General features: G+C 42.4%; 18 protein-coding genes. 9 read left to right on the forward strand and 9 right to left on the reverse strand.

The window, feature by feature from the left end; translation table 11 throughout:
* The first annotated feature begins 150 nt into the window (after positions 1-150).
* The 4 genes from F1644_RS02550 to F1644_RS02565 all read left to right on the forward strand — a co-directional run bounded on the left by F1644_RS02550 (position 151) and on the right by F1644_RS02565 (position 3,837).
* The gene (locus F1644_RS02550) at positions 151-900 is read left to right on the forward strand and encodes a sulfite exporter TauE/SafE family protein (protein WP_087420466.1); all 750 of its coding nucleotides are present in this window, start codon (positions 151-153) and stop codon (positions 898-900) included.
* Positions 901-997: 97 nt separating this feature from the next.
* A complete protein-coding gene (locus F1644_RS02555; RefSeq protein WP_087420467.1) occupies positions 998-1,372 on the forward strand; it encodes a thioesterase family protein in 375 nt (124 codons plus the stop codon).
* Positions 1,373-1,486: 114 nt separating this feature from the next.
* A complete protein-coding gene (gene uvrB, locus F1644_RS02560; RefSeq protein WP_118302161.1) occupies positions 1,487-3,493 on the forward strand; it encodes an excinuclease ABC subunit UvrB in 2,007 nt (668 codons plus the stop codon).
* Between the two features lie 29 nt (positions 3,494-3,522).
* The gene (locus F1644_RS02565) at positions 3,523-3,837 is read left to right on the forward strand and encodes a HigA family addiction module antitoxin (protein WP_118258243.1); all 315 of its coding nucleotides are present in this window, start codon (positions 3,523-3,525) and stop codon (positions 3,835-3,837) included.
* A gap of 41 nt (positions 3,838-3,878) precedes the next feature.
* Here the strand turns inward: F1644_RS02565 and F1644_RS02570 are convergent, their stop codons facing one another.
* Positions 3,879-4,895, reverse strand: a complete 1,017-nt coding sequence (locus F1644_RS02570) for a hypothetical protein (RefSeq protein ID WP_118302160.1) — start codon at positions 4,893-4,895, stop codon at positions 3,879-3,881.
* 5 nt (positions 4,896-4,900) lie between these two features.
* The gene (locus tag F1644_RS02575) at positions 4,901-5,344 is read right to left on the reverse strand and encodes a hypothetical protein (RefSeq protein WP_118302159.1); all 444 of its coding nucleotides are present in this window, start codon (positions 5,342-5,344) and stop codon (positions 4,901-4,903) included.
* A 365-nt stretch (positions 5,345-5,709) separates the two neighbouring features.
* On the opposite strand from F1644_RS02575, the gene F1644_RS02580 reads away from it, so the two are divergent.
* Both F1644_RS02580 and F1644_RS02585 read left to right on the forward strand, forming a co-directional pair.
* Positions 5,710-6,027 (forward strand): type II toxin-antitoxin system RelE/ParE family toxin, encoded by a 318-nt coding sequence (locus F1644_RS02580; RefSeq protein WP_118258246.1) that lies wholly within the window; start codon positions 5,710-5,712, stop codon positions 6,025-6,027.
* An 8-nt stretch (positions 6,028-6,035) separates the two neighbouring features.
* A complete protein-coding gene (locus F1644_RS02585) occupies positions 6,036-6,380 on the forward strand; it encodes a HigA family addiction module antitoxin (protein WP_087420473.1) in 345 nt (114 codons plus the stop codon).
* 12 nt (positions 6,381-6,392) lie between these two features.
* On the opposite strand, the gene F1644_RS02590 is transcribed toward F1644_RS02585, so the two are convergent.
* A complete protein-coding gene (locus tag F1644_RS02590; protein ID WP_118258247.1) occupies positions 6,393-6,809 on the reverse strand; it encodes a PaaI family thioesterase in 417 nt (138 codons plus the stop codon).
* An 82-nt stretch (positions 6,810-6,891) separates the two neighbouring features.
* Positions 6,892-7,206: a DUF4491 family protein gene (locus F1644_RS02595; RefSeq protein WP_087420475.1), complete on the reverse strand. Its 315-nt coding sequence runs from the start codon at positions 7,204-7,206 to the stop codon at positions 6,892-6,894.
* Between the two features lie 167 nt (positions 7,207-7,373).
* On the opposite strand from F1644_RS02595, the gene bcp reads away from it, so the two are divergent.
* The 3 genes from bcp to F1644_RS02610 all read left to right on the forward strand — a co-directional run bounded on the left by bcp (position 7,374) and on the right by F1644_RS02610 (position 11,139).
* Positions 7,374-7,841 carry a thioredoxin-dependent thiol peroxidase gene (bcp, locus tag F1644_RS02600; protein WP_087420476.1) on the forward strand — a complete coding sequence of 156 codons (468 nt, stop codon included), beginning with the start codon at positions 7,374-7,376 and terminating at the stop codon, positions 7,839-7,841.
* A gap of 164 nt (positions 7,842-8,005) precedes the next feature.
* A complete protein-coding gene (gene recA, locus F1644_RS02605; protein WP_087420477.1) occupies positions 8,006-9,028 on the forward strand; it encodes a recombinase RecA in 1,023 nt (340 codons plus the stop codon).
* 32 nt (positions 9,029-9,060) lie between these two features.
* Positions 9,061-11,139, forward strand: coding sequence for a S9 family peptidase (locus F1644_RS02610; RefSeq protein ID WP_118302158.1), 2,079 nt, complete (start codon positions 9,061-9,063; stop codon positions 11,137-11,139).
* Positions 11,140-11,197: 58 nt separating this feature from the next.
* Here the strand turns inward: F1644_RS02610 and F1644_RS02615 are convergent, their stop codons facing one another.
* The 5 genes from F1644_RS02615 to F1644_RS02635 all read right to left on the reverse strand — a co-directional run bounded on the left by F1644_RS02615 (position 11,198) and on the right by F1644_RS02635 (position 19,325).
* The gene (locus F1644_RS02615; RefSeq protein ID WP_087420479.1) at positions 11,198-12,124 is read right to left on the reverse strand and encodes a hypothetical protein; all 927 of its coding nucleotides are present in this window, start codon (positions 12,122-12,124) and stop codon (positions 11,198-11,200) included.
* A 17-nt stretch (positions 12,125-12,141) separates the two neighbouring features.
* Positions 12,142-13,719, reverse strand: a complete 1,578-nt coding sequence (locus tag F1644_RS02620; RefSeq protein WP_118302157.1) for a RagB/SusD family nutrient uptake outer membrane protein — start codon at positions 13,717-13,719, stop codon at positions 12,142-12,144.
* Positions 13,720-13,731: 12 nt separating this feature from the next.
* Positions 13,732-17,349, reverse strand: coding sequence for a SusC/RagA family TonB-linked outer membrane protein (locus F1644_RS02625; protein ID WP_229782428.1), 3,618 nt, complete (start codon positions 17,347-17,349; stop codon positions 13,732-13,734).
* 137 nt (positions 17,350-17,486) lie between these two features.
* Positions 17,487-18,662 carry a FecR family protein gene (locus F1644_RS02630; protein ID WP_118302155.1) on the reverse strand — a complete coding sequence of 392 codons (1,176 nt, stop codon included), beginning with the start codon at positions 18,660-18,662 and terminating at the stop codon, positions 17,487-17,489.
* A 105-nt stretch (positions 18,663-18,767) separates the two neighbouring features.
* Positions 18,768-19,325 (reverse strand): RNA polymerase sigma factor, encoded by a 558-nt coding sequence (locus F1644_RS02635; RefSeq protein ID WP_118302154.1) that lies wholly within the window; start codon positions 19,323-19,325, stop codon positions 18,768-18,770.
* Positions 19,326-19,328: the final 3 nt, after the last annotated feature.

A 19,328-nucleotide genomic window follows, 5' to 3' on the forward strand; every position in this document is an offset into this window, starting at 1 on the left:
TTGAACGCGGCACGAATCAAGACGGAGACATATAGGAACACCGAAGGAACATTAGCCTGACCTAGAGGTAATCAAACAACGATAAAATTTTGTTGAACAAAATTTAAACAGGCTATTAAATTTTAAACTTTTACTTCTTAACTTTGCCCCATGACAATAACCGAAATCATCGTCACCATACTTCTCGGTACTGCCGCAGGTTTTATCAACACGTTTGCCGGGGGCGGCTCCATGTTGGTAGTACCTTTCCTTATCTTCATCGGCTTACCGGCAAACGTGGCGAACGCAACCAATCGGATTGCTATTTTATTGCAAAACGTGGTATCCGTCAGCGGCTTTAAACAAAAGAAAATACTTGATTTCAAAACCGATTCTAAACTGCTACTCCCCGTGGCCCTCGGTAGTATCGTGGGTGCATTTATTGCCGTGGACATCAACGAAGAGATATTCAAAAAAGTCATTGCCGGACTTTTAATCGTCATGTTTTTCATGCTACTCTTGAACCCGGATGCTTGGGTTAAAGCAAATGTGGACAAGGCAAAAATGAAAAGCCCGTGGCTACGAAACATTATCTTCTTCTTCCTGGGAATTTACGGCGGATTTATCCAAATCGGTATCGGATTCTTCCTGCTGGCGGGGTTGGTTCTCGGATGCGGTTATGATCTATTAAAAGCCAATGCCATAAAACTATTTATCGTGCTATTCTACACGATTATCGCTCTGTCAATCTTTATCTGGAACGATCTCGTGGATTTTAAAGTCGGACTTATCCTAGCCTGTGGAAATATGCTTGGGGCATGGTTAGGAGTACGTTTCAGTATCAAATGGGGAGCCAAATACATTCGGTATTTCCTGCTCGTCGTACTTGTCATTGTAGCCGTACGCCTGTTTTTCAGTTAACCGGATTTAAACAATCCATAACATCACGTGAAAACTTCTTAAAACGATCTTTCCATACAGGATTATTAGTTAACTTTGCAATTCAAATTCAAAGATCATGGAAATAAAAATAGGACACTCTTTCACACAAGAAATTACCGTGCAACATAAAGACACGGCTGCCGTTTACGGTTCCGGGAAACTGGAAGTATTCGCAACACCCGCAATGGTAGGTTTAATGGAAAACACGGCTATCAAATGCCTGGAAGGTATGTTGGAAGCCGACAGCGACACCGTAGGTATCGAAATCAATACCAAACACGTAAAAGCAACCGCTGTTGGCAAGAAAGTAACCTGCAAAGCGACCATCACCGAGGTTGATGGTCGCCGTATTCGTTTCTCTATCGAGGCATGGGATGAAACCGCCCCTATCGGCTCAGCCATCCACGACCGCTTTATCATCAACCCGGAAAAATTCATGAGCAAACTTTAATAATTTTAGATTTAATGATTTTAGATTTTAGATTCCAACCACACAATCCAACACTTTTAATCACCTAATCTAAAATCACTAAATCTCAGAATAAATAAAATCATTTAATCATAGATGTTTAAACTGACCTCAGCATTCGAACCGACCGGGGATCAACCGGAAGCAATCAAGGAACTAACGCAAGGACTTCTGGATGAAGTCCCGGGGCAGGTATTATTGGGAGTTACAGGATCGGGAAAGACATTTACGATTGCCAACGTGATACAAGAGGTTCAGCGTCCGACACTAATCCTCAGTCACAACAAGACGTTGGCCGCCCAGTTATACGGGGAGTTCAAAGCCTTTTTTCCCGAAAATGCGGTGGAGTACTTTGTATCTTACTACGACTATTACCAACCGGAGGCTTACTTACCCACTACCAACACGTATATCGAAAAAGATCTCATGATCAATGACGAGATCGACAAATTACGGTTACGAACCACGGCATCCTTGCTATCCGGACGCCGGGATGTAATTGTGATTTCATCGGTCTCATGTCTTTACGGTATGGCAGACCCGACTGCTTTCGGTTCAAATATTATCTACTTGCAGAAAGGTCAAAAGATAGCCCGTAATCAACTTTTACGCCGTTTGGTGGATGCCCTTTACGTGAATAACGAACTGGAATTCAAACGCGGTAGTTTCCGGGCAAAAGGAGAAACCGTGGACATCTTTCCGGCCATTGAAACCTTCGAGGGAATGGCCTACCGGATTGAGTTCTGGGATGATGAGATTGACCGAATTACCTCGTTTAGCCCGCAAACCGGGAAAACGATCGACGAAATGGAAAATCTGAACATCTACCCCGCAAACCTGTTTGTCACGGATAAAGCCACGCTCGCGAAAGCCATACATGACATAGAACACGATCTTGTCGTGCAAGTTGATTTCTTAAACTCCATCGGTAAACACTTTGAGGCAAAACGACTGGACGAACGGGTAAAATATGACGTGGAAATGATCCGGGAACTAGGCTATTGCTCCGGTATCGAGAACTACTCCCGTTACCTAGACGGGCGGGCTGCCGGAGTTCGCCCCTTCTGCCTGCTGGATTACTTCCCGCAGGATTTCCTGCTTGTCGTTGACGAGTCACACGTGACCCTCCCGCAAGTCAGAGCCATGTATGGCGGTGACCGTTCCCGTAAACAATCACTCGTGGAATACGGGTTCCGTCTTCCGGCAGCTTTCGACAACCGTCCACTCACGTTTGAAGAATTCGAGGCCAACACGGGGCAAACCATATACGTCAGTGCCACCCCGGCCGATTATGAACTGGAAAAATGCAATGGGGTTGTCGTGGAACAGATTATTCGTCCCACCGGAATTCTTGATCCGGAAATCGAAGTCGTTCCCAGCAAGAACCAGATAGACCACCTCATCAACGAAATACAAAAACGAATTGAGATCAACGAAAAAGTTCTTGTAACCACGCTGACCAAGCGAATGGCGGAGGAACTAAGTAAATATTTGGACCGCATTCGCATCAAATGCCAGTACATTCACTCTGACGTGGACACACTGGAACGAGTACAGATCATCGAAAATTTACGTAAAGGAGTAATTGACGTAATTGTCGGAGTTAACTTGTTACGTGAAGGATTAGATATGCCTGAAGTTTCACTTGTTGCCATCCTCGATGCCGACAAAGAAGGATTCCTACGTTCTACCCGTTCACTGATACAGACCTCCGGACGTGCCGCCCGTAACCTAAATGGCAAAGTGATCATGTATGCCGACACAATCACTCGCTCTATGCAGGAAACCATCAATGAAACCCAGTACCGCCGGGCAAAACAGATGGAGTATAACCTTCAACACGGCATCACCCCTACCCAAATACGGAAATCCACGGAATCCGTACTAAAAGAAACTTCCCGTGCTTACATCGAAGAAGAGCATGTGAACTTGGCCGCAGACCCCGTTACCGCTTACATGAGTAAACCGGAACTGGAAAAAATGCTGCAAAAAACAAAAGCCGCCATGCAAAAAGCCGCCAAAGAAATGGATTTCCTTGAAGCTGCCCGCCTCCGGGATGAAATGTTTAAACTGGAAGAAACAATCAAACGGCTGAATTCTTAAAACGAATCATTACAAATAAAAAAATTACCATGGGAAATTTAGGAGAACCATTTATTCCAATACATCCGGGTGAAATCATAAAAGAAGAATTGGAATTCAGAAAAATCTCGCAGAAACAATTTGCCCAAATTGTAGATTTTTCGTACACCATGCTTAATGATATTCTGAACGGGAAACGCCCCGTATCTACAGATTTCGCCTTGCTAATCGAAGTTTCATTAGGTATCAATGCCGAAATGTTAGTAAATATGCAAACTCGCTACAATTTACAACTGGCTCGACAAAACAAGAAAAACATTGACAAATTTGAGAAGTTACGAAATATTTGTGCTTCGTTATTATAGCAAAAAGCAACTGTTTTTCCAGTTGCTTTTTACCCTTCCAATCAAAATTCGAACCCACATTCTACAGGTGTTCGAAGTATTCTCCATTGTTTATCTACAGATTCTAAAAATTCTTCAAGTTTCACGGAAATTTCTTTTAATTTCGGGGAAGATAGATCATTTAAATACAAACCATTAGCACTTATCGTGTAACTTCCCGTTAATGCCTCCCCATCACATTGACGAATACTTTTACTTACAAGTGGAATCTCGTTCAAGACATTCTTTCTTGGGGTATAGTCTTCCCGTATTGTAATGAAAGCCCCTTCTTTTTCTGTAGCCTCCTCAATATTCATAAACTCTCTCTTTTCCATCCGATCCAAGAATTGTTGCATTTGCTCGACAACACAGCTTATTTGCTCGGAAGATGTAAAGTGCATCTCCCCCTCGTAAGTATCAATATAGTAAGAAACACCATAAGTATCTTTGTCCGCAAAACGACAAACAGACATATCCACATCAATTCCATATAAATCATCATCCTCAAATTCCTGAAAAGAGGTATCGCCTTGTTCAAGAAATATTTCGATCGTATCATGAATTTCAACTAATTGTTTCAACGAAAGATCGTACAATAACTCATCACCAATGGAAATACTATAGAGGCGTCGCATCTTACACGCAACCTCTAATTCTTTAATTTCTTTCGCTTGAAAAGAATTGTACACAAACCATTTCTCAACAAAAGAAGTTTCCCTTGATAATTTCACCATTAATTCTATTAATCGTGAAGCTAACAGTCTCTTATCCTTACTATACGAGGGGACATCAACGTAACCTTGAAAAAAAGCATCAGCCAATTTCATCCAAGGAAGTCGCATACAATCTAAGAGTTGTTGCGTTTCATTCATTTCATGGAGCAAGCCTCCCAATAAATTTTCATCACAATCTCCGCTCAATTTATTACTCCGAAACCTTCTCATAACCTGAGACTTCGTCAGATAGAAATCTTTCGAAGACATTCTTTGTTGCTCTCCCGACATCCCGTCAGAAAAAGCACTTTCATCCTTTTCACCCATGATAGTCACATTTCAGGTCCATTACTCCTCAAACCAATCAAAGCTTCTACTTCTTTCCTCTGTTGCTGGTATCGACGTGCCAAACCCATAATCAAAGGTTCTTTCTTTGAGAGATATTTCATCTTTTTTATCAACTCTATCACCAAATCTGATAAGCGATTTTGCTTCTCTTTTCCCTCTACCAGAACTACATAATGCATAAAACTACTATATAGTACTGAAATACTATCCTCCCACTGAAATTGTAAACTGTGTAATAGGTTTTCCACGATACGCAAGTGTTTCAACATACCCTCTAAAGGTTCCTTTTTCTCTTGCACCCCAAACGCCATTAAACGTTCTGCCTCCCAAATGTAGTAATTTTCCAGCCTTTCAATTTCTTCCGTGGACAGGCCACCTAACGCATCTCCATTTTCTGATTGCGCCTTCAAAGCATCATTCTTTTCCATAAGTTATAGGTTTAAGTCAGGCAGAAAAAAACGGTTCCGCCTTTCCCGTTGACTTACACTACAACCGCAGCAGTGGGTACATTAATACACCACACGGGGGTACAGAACCGTATGTTGAGTAACAGGCATGAAAAATGCCTGCTACAATTAGGCAGGAACTCCCTGCGGTTGTTATAATGTAAGTCAATAGCAAAGGTATCAAACTATAAACAAATAGCAAACAGGAATGCAAGATTATATTAAATTTTTTCGATCAGTGTTTATGTATAAAACCACGACACTACCTCAAAATCATCATATAAATTCGCAAATTTGCGAATTTATAAAATTTATTCCCTATCTTTGTATTCAAAGAAACAACTAATATGATTGTTACATTCGATAAAGAGTATCTAAAAGAATTATATGAATCAGGAAAAGCTAATGACAAAAAACATCATTTTCAGCCTGAGATTATACGTAGATACAAACGTTGTATAGATATCATGATTAACGTTTCTAACATTACAGCACTTTACAAATACAACGGACTAAATTTTGAAAAACTATCAGGAAATAGAAAAGAACTTTGTTCCATTAGAGTCAACAATCAATATCGAATTGAATTCATAGTAACAGAGATGCGAGGCGAAATTGTAACTACCATTTGTAATATAATTGAATTATCAAACCATTATAAATAGAAAAAGTTATGAGCAAAATAGATAATATCGACCCTAAAATGATTGCCAATAATATTACTCCTTTTGAGCCAACACACCCTGGAGAAATTTTGAAGGATGAAATTGAATACAGAGGCATTTCTCAAAAGAAACTTGCAAAAGAAATGGGCGTATCTTATACAGTCTTAAATGAGATACTAAATGCAAAACGTCCATTAAATACAGAATATGCCATGCTTATAGGGGCAGCTTTAGACATTGATGCTGAACCTTTACTTAAAATGCAAACATGCTACAATCTGCAAATGGCAAAAAACGATAGCAAGTTTATGGAAAAACTGAGCAAAATACGTAAAATTGCTGCTATCCTATAAGCTTTCTATTAACTAAGACTTAGGCAGCACCACATTCGTGATCCGTCCAACAGATGCCAAGTTCCCAAATTCATCCGTCACGTTAACAGATACCACGTGAGTACGATGTCCTTTATGAATAAACTCCGCACGACCAATAACATAACTTCCTTGAGCTTTCCGAACGTGGTTGGCATTAATCTCGATTCCAAACACGTGATTTTCTTCCAGATTCTCTCCGATATAAGTTAATCCACTCCCCACGGTCTCTACTAATGCCATAATTGCTCCACCATGCAATAAATTACCGGGGCGCATCGTCCGTTCGTCAATAGGCATTTTTGCCTCCAACCAATTCTCTCCGATACCAATAAACTCTATACCTAAACTTGCCATTAATGTACCCCGGCTCTCCCGGTTCATCCGCTCTATAATTGCTGAACTATCCATGTATTAATTTCTTGATTTATGATTTTTCGATTCAGTGATTTCCACACACAAAGCTAACGCCTTTTTATCGTAAATTACAAATTTATTCTTTTCTAGCTTTTCTCTTTGGGTTTTCGGGAAACCACCCTTTACGCACTCGTTCTTCCTGCTCGAAAATCTCCTTGATCGTCCAGAAAGAAGAAAAGGCAAACACGCCTAGTAAAGAAGACCATAGCACGTTCGTCACCCACAAAGCGGCCACTGTTCCCACGATTCCCAGAACGAGAAAAATCCACCAACAACCTGTTCCCCAATAATATTCCGCTTTAATCACCACTGGATGAAATAATCCGATAATCAGGAACGTGCAAATCCCGATAATCAGCCCTGTCAAATTATACGTTTCTATAAATTCCATACTCTATTTTTAGATTTATGCAAATGTACAAATATTCCAAAACTCTATTTCATTTCACCAAAATATTCCTACTTTTGTACATAGACTACGGGAAAAGAAGTAAACAAGTTTTATCAAATCATAAATTGTTTATATTCCTTATCGTAAATCACTAATTATAAACGAATATGGCACCATTAAAAGAAGGAGATAAAGCCCCTTACTTCGAGGGCATAAATCAGGACGGGAAAAAAATCACGCTGGAAGATTTTAAAGGGAAAAAATTAATCCTCTATTTTTACCCGAAGGACAACACGTCGGGATGCACCGCGGAAGCATGTAGCTTGAATGATGGTTATTCTTCCCTCACGGAAAAAGGATTTGAAGTCGTTGGTGTCAGTCCCGATTCGGCAAGTTCTCATTTAAAGTTCATTGCCAAATACAACTTGGCTTTCAACCTAATTGCTGATACCGAGAAAAAGATACTGGAAACCTACGGTGTATGGGCCGAAAAGAAATTATATGGCAGAACTTACATGGGAGTCGTGCGCACCACCTTTGTCATTGACGAGAACGGGATCATTGAAAAAGTGATCACGAAAGTAAACACGAAAGATCACGCGAAACAAATCCTGGAACAATTAAAAATAAAATAAAGCACTCCTCCGGCCTTCGACCACCTCCTCTATAAACAGAGGAGGAGCTGGTAACTCTTACCAAAGATGGTAAGTAACTCAACTCTCCCTCTGTTTATAGAGGGAGTACCCCGAAGGGGGGAGGGAGTTCAAATCTAAAATCTAAAATTTAAAATCAATAAATTATGGCAAACACAGAAACCAATCAAGACAAGTTAAAAGCACTTCAACTTACCCTTGACAAGATCGAAAAGAACTTCGGTAAGGGGAGCGTCATGAAACTTGGCGATAATGTCGTGGAAGATGTCGCAGTGATCCCTTCCGGCTCTATCGGACTGGACAGAGCATTAGGAGTAGGCGGATACCCGAAAGGCCGTGTGATCGAGATTTTCGGTCCCGAATCTTCCGGTAAGACTACATTAGCCATCCATGCCATCGCCGAGGCACAAAAACAAGGCGGTATCGCGGCTATCATCGATGCCGAACACGCCTTCGATCGGTCATACGCCGAGAAACTGGGAGTTGACGTGAACAACTTGTTTATATCCCAACCGGACAACGGGGAACAAGCCCTTGAAATTGCGGAACAACTGATCCGCTCGGCAGCAATCGACATCATCGTGATCGACTCCGTAGCTGCCCTAACCCCCAAAGCTGAAATAGAGGGAGATATGGGTGATAGCGTGATGGGATTACAAGCCCGTTTGATGTCACAAGCACTACGTAAACTGACAGGAACCATCAGCAAAACAAATACCTGCTGTATATTCATCAACCAGTTGCGTGATAAAATCGGTGTCATGTTCGGTAATCCCGAAACAACCACGGGTGGTAATGCGTTGAAATTCTATGCCTCCGTGCGTCTGGACATCCGTCGTGTAGGACAAATCAAAGACGGAGAGGAAATCTACGGTAACCACACCCGCGTGAAAGTGGTGAAAAACAAAGTTGCTCCTCCATTCAAGAAAGCCGAATTCGACATTATGTACGGGGAAGGCATCTCCCGTTCAGGAGAAATCGTGGATCTCGGTGTTGAATACAACGTGATCAAGAAAAGCGGTAGCTGGTTCTCTTACGGTGAAAGCAAACTGGGACAAGGACGGGAAACCGTGAAACAACTGGTGATGGATAACCCGGAACTGGCGGAAGAGCTTACCCAAAAAATCGTGGAAGCCATGGAGAACGGCGTGCAAGCGGCAACGAAATAAGAAAATCGAGTAATAAAACAGCTAAAATTACAATGAAAAGTTATTTATGTTCTGCATTAGTCTTGTTGGCAATGGTGTCGTGTGACAGCAAGAAAGAGGCAGTAAAACCAAGTTATAAAACACCGGATATGAAACTAGCATCCGACGTGATGACTCCCGAGGTGTTATGGTCATTTGGTAGAATCGGTAGCGTAAGCGTATCCCCCGATCAAAAAACACTCGTGTACGACGTGACTTACTTCAACAAGGAAGAAGATCGTTCATACAGTGACATCTACGTGATGAACCTGGCCGATGGAAAATCAAAACAACTGACAGACACGGATTACAAGGAATTCGGAGAGACGTGGACTTCCGACGGTAAAATTGCCTTCATGTCCAGCAAATCCGGTTCCGTACAATTATGGGAAATGAATGCCGATGGTAGTGGGCTTACCCAGTTAACCAATATCGAAGGCGGTATCGGGGGGTTCATTTTCTCCCCGGACAAATCCAAACTTCTTTTCTTGAAAGACGTGAAACTGGAACAAGATGTTCACGATCTTCACCCCGATCTTCCGAAGGCAAACGCCCGCTTGATCGACGGTCAAGTATATCGTCACTGGAATGACTGGGTAGAGGCTTACACCCATCCTTTCGTGGCAGATTACATCCCCGGCCAAATGGTTACCACGGGTAAAGACATCATGGAAGGAGAAAAATGGGAATCACCCGTTCGTCCTTGGGGCGGTACAGAACAGATCACCTGGACCAAAGACGGAAAAGGCGTGATCTATATGGCCCGCAAAAAAGAGGGAATCGCTTACATGACTTCTACCAATACGGACCTCTATCTTTACGATTTGAATTCCGGTAAAACCCGCAACCTTACAGAGGGGATGATGGGTTACGACCAAAACCAAGTGATTTCCCCCAATGGAGAACTAATGGCTTGGGAAAGCATGGAACGTGACGGTTACGAGGCTGACAAAATTCGTCTATTCGTGATGAACTTGAAAACCGGAGAGAAGAAAGAATACACGAAAGATTTCGATCAAAATGTTGGGGCTCTCTCTTGGGGGGATGACAACACGATCTATTTCATTTCAGACCATCACGCTACGGACGAGATCTATCGATTAACCTTGAATGACGGTGTTATCACCAAATTAACCGAAGGCGTACACAATTACACCTCGGTTATTCCCGTGAACGACTACCTCATTGCTACCAAGGTATCTATGAGTCAACCGGCAGAAATCTACAAAGTTGACCCGAAAACCGGAAAAGACACCGAATTATCATTCGTGAACAAAGGTATTTTGGATCAATTAACCATGGGTAAGGTTGAATCTCGTTGGATCAAGACCACGGACAACAAACAAATGTTGACTTGGATCATCTACCCTCCCCACTTCGATCCGAACAAAAAATACCCGGCAATCCTTTATTGCGAAGGCGGTCCTCAAAGCACGGTAAGCCAATTCTGGAGCTATCGCTGGAACTTCCAGATGATGGCTGCCAACGGTTACATCATTGTTGCCCCGAACCGTCGCGGTCTACCGGGATTCGGACAAGAATGGAACGAGCAAATCAGTGGTGACTACCCCGGACAAAACATCAAGGATTACCTTTCTGCCATCGACGAGATGAAGCAAGAGCCTTATATTGATGAAAACCGTTTAGGTTGCGTGGGAGCCTCTTATGGTGGTTTCTCCGTGTATTTCCTTGCCGGACATCACGACAAGCGCTTCAAAGCATTCATCGCTCACTGTGGTATCTTCAATATGGAAATGCAATACTACAACACCGAAGAGATGTGGTTTGCTAACTGGGATATGGGCGGCGCTCCTTGGGAAAAGAATAACAAGGTGGCCCAACGCACGTTCGACAACTCTCCTCACAAATTCGTGGGAGAATGGGACACCCCGATCCTAGTGATTCACGGTCAGAAAGACTTCCGTATTGACGCCTCTCAAGGTATGGGAGCTTTCAATGCAGCCCGTATGCGTGGCATCCCGGCACAGTACCTGTACTTCCCCGAAGAATGTCACTGGGTATTAGGTTGCCAAAACGGAATCCTATGGCAACGGACTTTCGCCTCTTGGCTGGATAAGTGGTTGAAACAATAAAACCAAACAAATAAAAAGAATCCCACGGAGTATCAACTTCGTGGGATTCGCTTTTCTCCTACTTCACCTCACAATTTGCTTCCTCAAACCGTTCGACCAAAGGCACCATCAAATCAAACTTCTTAATTATATCCTTATAATCACGATACAACTCGTAGAACCTCTCCTTTTCTCCCCAATAGGCGTAAATAGCCGCGATGTAATCCCGAATGTCTTGTTCCTTAGTAGGGGTCTTAACCCAATTACGGGATGAAACCTCCACTTCCAGCCATTTGATAAATCCAAGCTCTTCCGGACAATCTGCCGGGGCAAACATACTCGCTTCATCATAATTAGAATCCCCGGATATTTTATAAAAATCCAGTAACTCATCCACACAAAACTCCTGAATCCAGTCCGCACATTTCACAGCCAAGATCTCCCCTCCGAACCATTTCAGTTCATCCTCACTCATCTTTTTGATCGCATTCAATTTCCCAATCACCATTCCTCTTATCCCCCGGCTATAAATATCCGTTTCGTAAGTAACATAGGAAAAACCGATTTGTTGCGTCAAGAAAACAGAATCTGCCAACAAAAAAGAATGTGGTCGGTAAGCTCCCGGCTCCGGCAGATGCGGAATCACCCGATCTTCAATCATATTAATAGCAACAATCATGGCTGCACTGTCAGCGGATAACGTCATTCGCCCATCCGTGTAAGTCCCGTACACGTAATACCCCATATCAAACAATTCCGTGTGAACGATAGGTTCCCCGTAAGCATCCACACCTCGTTCTTCCTGTCCAAGAGTATCATTAATAAAAATAGTCACGTCATAATACTTGTACATTTTATAAAGCAAATGATTCACCTCGCCCGGTTTATCCTCAACCTTATACCAATCGCGCATGTTTTCGACTGCCTTTACATCATTGTCTTCCTTGTCACAACTCACGCAAAAGCAAAACACCATTCCCAGTACAACAAAAATATTTCTTAGCATACTCGCAATTTTTAATGTTAATTTTCATTCTTCTCCCGAGACTCCCGCTTATCGTTGTCCACCATGGCCCCCCGATCAAAAATAATCTCGTAATCCGGTATCGGTAACACCCAGGCATTATCCTGGCCATACGGTTTCAACGTGTAACTCCCATCATACACGCCCGGTTTCAAGCTCGCCATCGCGGACTGGTAAACCCCATGCATGATTTCTTTCAATTCCGGATATTTAGGTGACACGGCATAACGTCTCAAATCAAACCACCGATGCCCCTCGCAAGTCAATTCCCGACGCCGTTCCTCCCGGATAAAATCAACCAACTCCTTTCCCTTCAAACCGTCTATTGCGGGCAACACGCTATCTTTATAACGTTTCTCCATCAAAACCTTGACCGTACTTATCGCATCCGGCTGATCCAGCATCGCCTGAGCCTCTGCCTTATTCAAATAAACCTCGGCAGAGCGAATCAGACAAGCATCATAAACTTTTACTGATCCTTTACGATTATTACTATAATCAGGAGTCTTCCTGATAAAGAAATATCCCGGACAATAACTTGAGGAAGGCTCTAAAAATACACTTTCCCGTAAATCAACCACGCCATCGTTCTTGTATTTCTTATACAAGGCCAGAAGTTCATCCGAAACACGATAACGTCCACCACCCGTAACACCGTATCGTGATAGATTATTGTTCATCAACCCTCCAATAGCGTAACTACCCTGGGTAAACAATATTTCCGGAGAGTTTACCGTGTTCAACCATTTTTCGTCCAGACCATTCATGTCACGCAACTTACATCCCAGGGCTAACACCTTATCACACTCGTCAATAGCCAATTGCCATTCCCCCATGTACAAATAAACCCGACTTAGCAAAGTGCGGGCTGCCGCTTCATTTACTCTGTAAAAAGTTGGCTGAACGATACCAGCCAAGTTATCCGCCGCATTTTTCAAATCCGAAACAATTTGTTCGTACACCTTCTCCACCGGATCCCGGCTAAAATACTTGTCCTCGATAAACTCCGTGACGTTCAAAGGTACACCCAAATCCTTTGCTGCCGTCTCCTTTGAATAAGGTTTAGCGTAAAGATTTACCAACATATAATAATACCACCCGCGTAAAAACTGAGCCTCTCCCGCAATCCGGTGACGAATTTCCTCCGGATCACTCTCGAACTCCTTCACGTAAGATATAATCACGTTAACATACCCGATATGCTCGTATAATCTTTTCCAGTCAGAATCAACCAATTCCACCCCGGTCATATCAGAAAAAGGACGTTCTCCCCACGTGTAGAAATTCCGGTATCGGACAGCAGGATTCGCATTTGTTAACATTTTTACCGCTCCGGAAAGAAACTCTTCCACGTCGTCATCCATCACGTGTAAATACGGGTAATACAGTTCATTTTCCCTATAATAAGCATATTCCTGATTCGCATTTCTTTTCATATACCCGTTACCAATAATAATCTCGTCCAAATCCTCGCAAGAGCTGGCGTACACGAGATCCTTGGAGTACTCTTCCAAAAAATCCCCACACGAGCTAAACAAGAAACATCCTACGACAACAACAAATAATATTCTTTTCATAACTCTGCTTACTTAAAACGTTACATTTAATTGAAGTGAATACGTCGGACGCACGGAGATATTAATCAAATCGGTAGAACCGGATTGAGATGGGTCCTGTCCTTTTAGTTTCCGACTACACAAGGTAAATAAATTTGTCCCGCTCAAATTCAGATAGAGAGACTTCACCCGCAATTTCTCACAAAAACTTTCCGGCACGACATATCGCAACGAGATACTTGACAATTTCAAATAATTACCGGATGCCACCCGAAGATTGGAAAAGTCATACATATCCCACAACGTCCTGGAAAAATCGTATGTCTCTCCATCCCACCAAGGGAAAACAGCATCCAGATGATCTCTTCCCGACAAGATACCGGGAACATTCGTGTTTAACTCATCTCCCGGACGACGCCAACGATTTACCAGTTCTCGACGAAGATTCTGTTCCGGTCCATTCACAACTCCTTGATTCGGGTACAACCTGAACAAACGAATTTTCGAACCGATACTATATGACAAGTTAAAAGAAAGTCCCCAATTCTTCCATCCGAGGTAATTACTTATACTTCCCTGTAAAAACGGCTCCCGACATCCGGAATGTTCCATCACGGTCATCCACACATCCTCACGATCCATCGCCTCGTAAATCTCGCTCGTATTTCTTTCTTCCCCATCTACGATAGTCGTCGCCTCTGTCCCGTAAAACATCGGAGCCCCGTTCTTCGGATCCAGTCCCTTGTATCTATAGGAATAGAACGTGTTCACCGGACGTCCGGATATTTGTACCCGACCATTTAAATAATCTTCAAACGTCACTTCGTCTTGTAACACTTGATCCTTATGTTTTACCTTATCAATCAACTGGTTGAAAACCGAACCAAAATTCGGATCAAAACGCCAGACTAACCCACGACGTTCCCCGTTAACCGTTGTCATCGTGTTGATTGGTACAAAATTCAACGTCAACTCGTAACCTTGATTTTTCAAATTCCCACTATTCACCGTGTAAGTATCAATACCATTCACCACGGATACTTTCTTCGAGAGGAAAGCATCTGTTGTGTAACGGTAATAATAACCGACCGTACCGTTAATTTTATTATTAAATAACGAGAAATCCACATCCACGTTGTAAGTTGAAGTCTTCTCCCATTTCAAGTTAGGATTCGGGTATCTATCAATCGTCGAGGAATATTCCTTGAAATCGTTATCCGTCCCTCCCTTTTTAATAATCAAACGGGGAGAATCCTGTGCAGACATATTTCCCTGATACCCGAACGACATTTTCAGCGCCAGCATATCAATCCAACTCACATTTCGCAACACATTCTCGTGCATATTCCAACGTCCGGAAACAGACCATATCGGCAACAACCGATCATTACTGGCATCCCCGAATTTATTCGAAAAATCAATTCTCGCATTCACGTTAAAAATATAAGCATTCCGGTATGAATAAGTTGCCGTACCAATCAACCCCACCAAATTCGTCAGATTGTCTTTCAGTTGTCCTCTTGCCGCATCAGTCAACAACCATTCATTATATTTCGTGTAAAGATTGCCGTCTGTCATCGACTCGATCTTGTCAAAAATCAACCCTCGCTCCGGTAGATACCCGCGTTTTGTAATCTTGAAACCACTATATCTCGAAGAACTCAATTCCCCGATCACGGAAGCAGAAACGACATGCTCCTGTTCCTTATCGATACTTTTATTAAAAGTAAGAGATCCCCGGAAACTATAGTTCTCGTTTTTCGTGTTATCCAGCCGCAATTCTCCCCCGGAAGGACACAATGTCTTCCCGAAATCTATTTCTCCCGTTTCCGCGTTCTTTTTCCTTAATTCGGCAATATACCACGTTTTCTCCCCAAAATATATTTCTTCGTTTGAATTAGAGACGTTATAGGAACAGAATACTTCAGCTTTCAATTTCGGGAGCAAGTAATATCCTAAGGAAACATTCAAACCGATTTGTTCCGTTTTAATCTTATCATAAGTATTATTTTGTTCGTTTATGATATTAAATAACTGATCATAGGCACCTGCATCTGCTTTTCTCTTTTGATAAAACCAAAGATCTCCGTTATCATCATACGCTTGAATACTACGGGAAGTATTGTAAGCGTAATCGGTCACCCCGACTTTCTCTGGTGTATATTCCTTTTTAATCGTACTACCATTCAACCCGAATTGCATCGTGAAATTTTTATAGTTCAGATTTAAACGGGTCAGAGCGGAATAACGATCATTTTTCTCTCCCCGGATATTACCATTCTCGTTACTATACCCCAAGGACGCGTAATAGCGAATATTATCCGTACCACCGGAAACACTCACCGTATGATTGTGTGAATAAGAATCTTTCATTAGAATCCCTAACCAATCCGTGTTCACGGTTTCCATTTTATGAACGGCATTCAAAAACTCTGCGTGATTGATTTTACCGCTTTGGTAATCATAATAGGCGGATTCATAACCAACCCAACTCTCCAAATCCGGGATCTCCAGTTTATTTTCAACAATATCCCGAGAATAATCTATCCTCTCCTGAGAATTCATCACGTTCACCGCCCGGTCCGTGTACCGGGGCCGCTGACGAAATGTTCCTGTCAAAGAATAGGAAACCGACGGGGCCCCCACTTTTCCTTTCTTTGTCGTGATCACGATCACGCCGTTTGATGCCCTCGGACCGTATATAGCCGTGGCCGAAGCGTCCTTCAACACGTCGATCTTGTCAATATCGTCCGGGTTAATACCGGAAATAGCATTCCCCAACAAATTCACAAAATCCAAATCATTGATGCTCGTCGGGTCAATATTCACCGGATCAGACAAAATCACACCATCCAACACCCACAATGGAGCTTGAGACCCCAAAACCGTCGTCGTTCCCCGGATCTTAATCTTTGGAGCCGCACCCACCTGTCCCGAATTCTGCATGAAAATCATCCCCGGTACTCGCCCCTCCAACATTTGATCCACCGAACTTACCCCCGGCATCATAATATCATCCATCTTCAAAGAAGTCACCGAACTCGTCATGTGCCGTTTATCCACGTTATAATACCCGTAGGAAACGACCTCATCCAGCGTGGCCACATCTTCCTCCATGACCACGTTAATTGGCAGACCGACTTTTACTTCCCTCTCGATCTGTTTCATACCTATGAATGTAAATACAAGCACAACTTTCTGAGCTTCAGGAATCACTAATTCAAATTTTCCATGCATATCACTTGCCGTCCCTATAGTAGTCCCTTTCATCTTCACCGTCACACCGGGTAAAGGCACGGAATCCCGATCCATCACTTTACCTCGTATCGTCTTGAACTTTTTGTCCTCTTGACCCAAACGTATAACGATCGTGTTATCCACAAACTCGTAATATAGCCCAGATCCCTTCAGACAAGTTTTCAAAATTTGAGCGACACTCTCATTTTGGAAATTAGCCGTAACACGTCCCACGTTCTTTACCTGCTCATGATTATACACGAAGACATAACTGGATTGATTTTCAATCAATTCAAACACTTGTTCGATAGGGCATTCTTTCACCTGTATCGAAACCTTGGAATCCTGTGAATACAGGGCCGCAGAGACCTGCATAAAACTAACCAACAGCAAAAAAGATGTTAATTTCATCATGTTCACCACTTTTTTTAGAATACGATTCCTCAAAAATCGCATTTGTCGATTTTTTCTCATAAATTTGTTTTACTAAAAGATTAAACACATTGTTGTTTATCCAAGCTGTTGAAAAGGGCCAATTTTTCAACAGCTTTTTATTTAGAAACGATCAAAGTCCTTCCTTTCAAGGTAAACTTCACCATATTCGTCTTCTCCAGAAATTTTAATACATCAGCAATATTACTATGCCGCTGAATTGTTCCCGTGAAATGTAAATCCTGTAAATCTAAATTCTGATAGAACACGTCTACATCATACCAACGGGATAAAATATCCAACACATCTTGTAATCTCTTCTTTTTAAAAACAAAAAGACCATCTTTCCAAGCTGTAAATTCCTTTATATCCACTTTCTCCACCACCACCTTGCCCGATTCCACTCTTGCCTGCATGGAAGGATGAAGAATATAGTCCGCATCACCAACACGAACCTGCACTTTTCCGGAAACTAATGTCGTCACAAAGCTCCCCTTGTAATCACTTGTATTAAATTGAGTTCCCAAAACCCGGACTTCTTTATCTTCAACTTCCACGACAAAAGGTTTACTCTCATTCCTTGAAACTTCAAAATAAGCCTCTCCCTTCAATTTTACTCGCCGTTCACCTCCCGTAAACCGAGAAGGAAACTCCAATACAGATTGAGAATTTATCCACACCTGACTACCATCTGCCAACACGATCTTGTATTCTCCCCCACGAGGAATTATCATTCGGTTATACTCCACGCTCTCCACCAAAGAATCCCCTTGCTGTTCATGAACAATCACGGTTCCTTGGTCTTCCGCTTTTATCACGGCACCTTCGACATGTGTTTCCAATTTACTCAAACTATCCAGTTCCAAACGTTTACCGTTCGTCAATTCCAGATAGGCCTTATATCCACCTTTCGCAGAAAGAGTTTCGTTCTGAACACCCAACTTGAGATCATCACCTTTTCCATCATCCCAAACACTAAAAGCGATCAATCCCGTCAACATAACAACAACCAACATGGCTGCATAACGCATCAAACGAACAAACAGCATCGGACGCTTCTGCATCTTTTTCTGAATACCATGCCATCCTCTCTCCAAATCATTTCTTTCCCGGAAATGAATCTTTTCCAACCAAACACGCTCATCCTGCACCCTATCCAACAAAGCCTTATTCTTCGGAGATGAATCTATCCAACGCGAAAATTCCGCCTCCTCTTCCGGAGACAATACCCCATCCCAATAAGCTTTTATTCGTTGAATTTTTTCCTCTATAGACCTTTCTATCCCTTTTTCCATATTCAAATAATTACAGGTTTCTCACCCACTAACTATTCTTAATACAAAGATCTCAACCAAGAGGATGACACGAATCATCACTTTTTTCTAAAAAATACACAAAGATTATAATCCTAAGACGAACGTCATCACGAAAAGATCCTTCAATTTAGTTTTCAATTGCTGGCGGGCTCGGGCTTTATGCGTCTTCACCGTGTTCACAGAAACTTTCAGAATCTCAGCAATTTCAATATTATTCTTTCCTTCCAGATGCAACATGATCACCCGACGCTGTTCCAACGGTAGCTGCTCAATTTCCTCCATCACCATCCGATGCACTTCCTCCTCCACGACCGCATCCCCAAATCCCTCTTCCGATTCGAACAACGCATATTCATGACAATACATCTCCTCCAACTTCTTCACCCGCATATAATTCAAACAACGATGTCGCATCGATTGGTACAAATACATTCGCATATGAACCAACGATTCTATCGTCTCCCTCGCCTTCCACAGATTCACGAAAACATCCTGCGCAATATCCAACACGTCATCTTCCTCCTTCACCATCCGGATTCCGAACAGACACAAAGCGTGATAATACATCTCGTAATAAAAACGAAACGCATCTTCATCTCCCTCTTTAAAAGCTACCAACCTATCTTTTATACACCTCACCATCTC

Source organism: Butyricimonas paravirosa, assembly GCF_032878955.1.
In the GTDB taxonomy this organism is placed as follows: Bacteria; Bacteroidota; Bacteroidia; order Bacteroidales; family Marinifilaceae; genus Butyricimonas; species Butyricimonas paravirosa.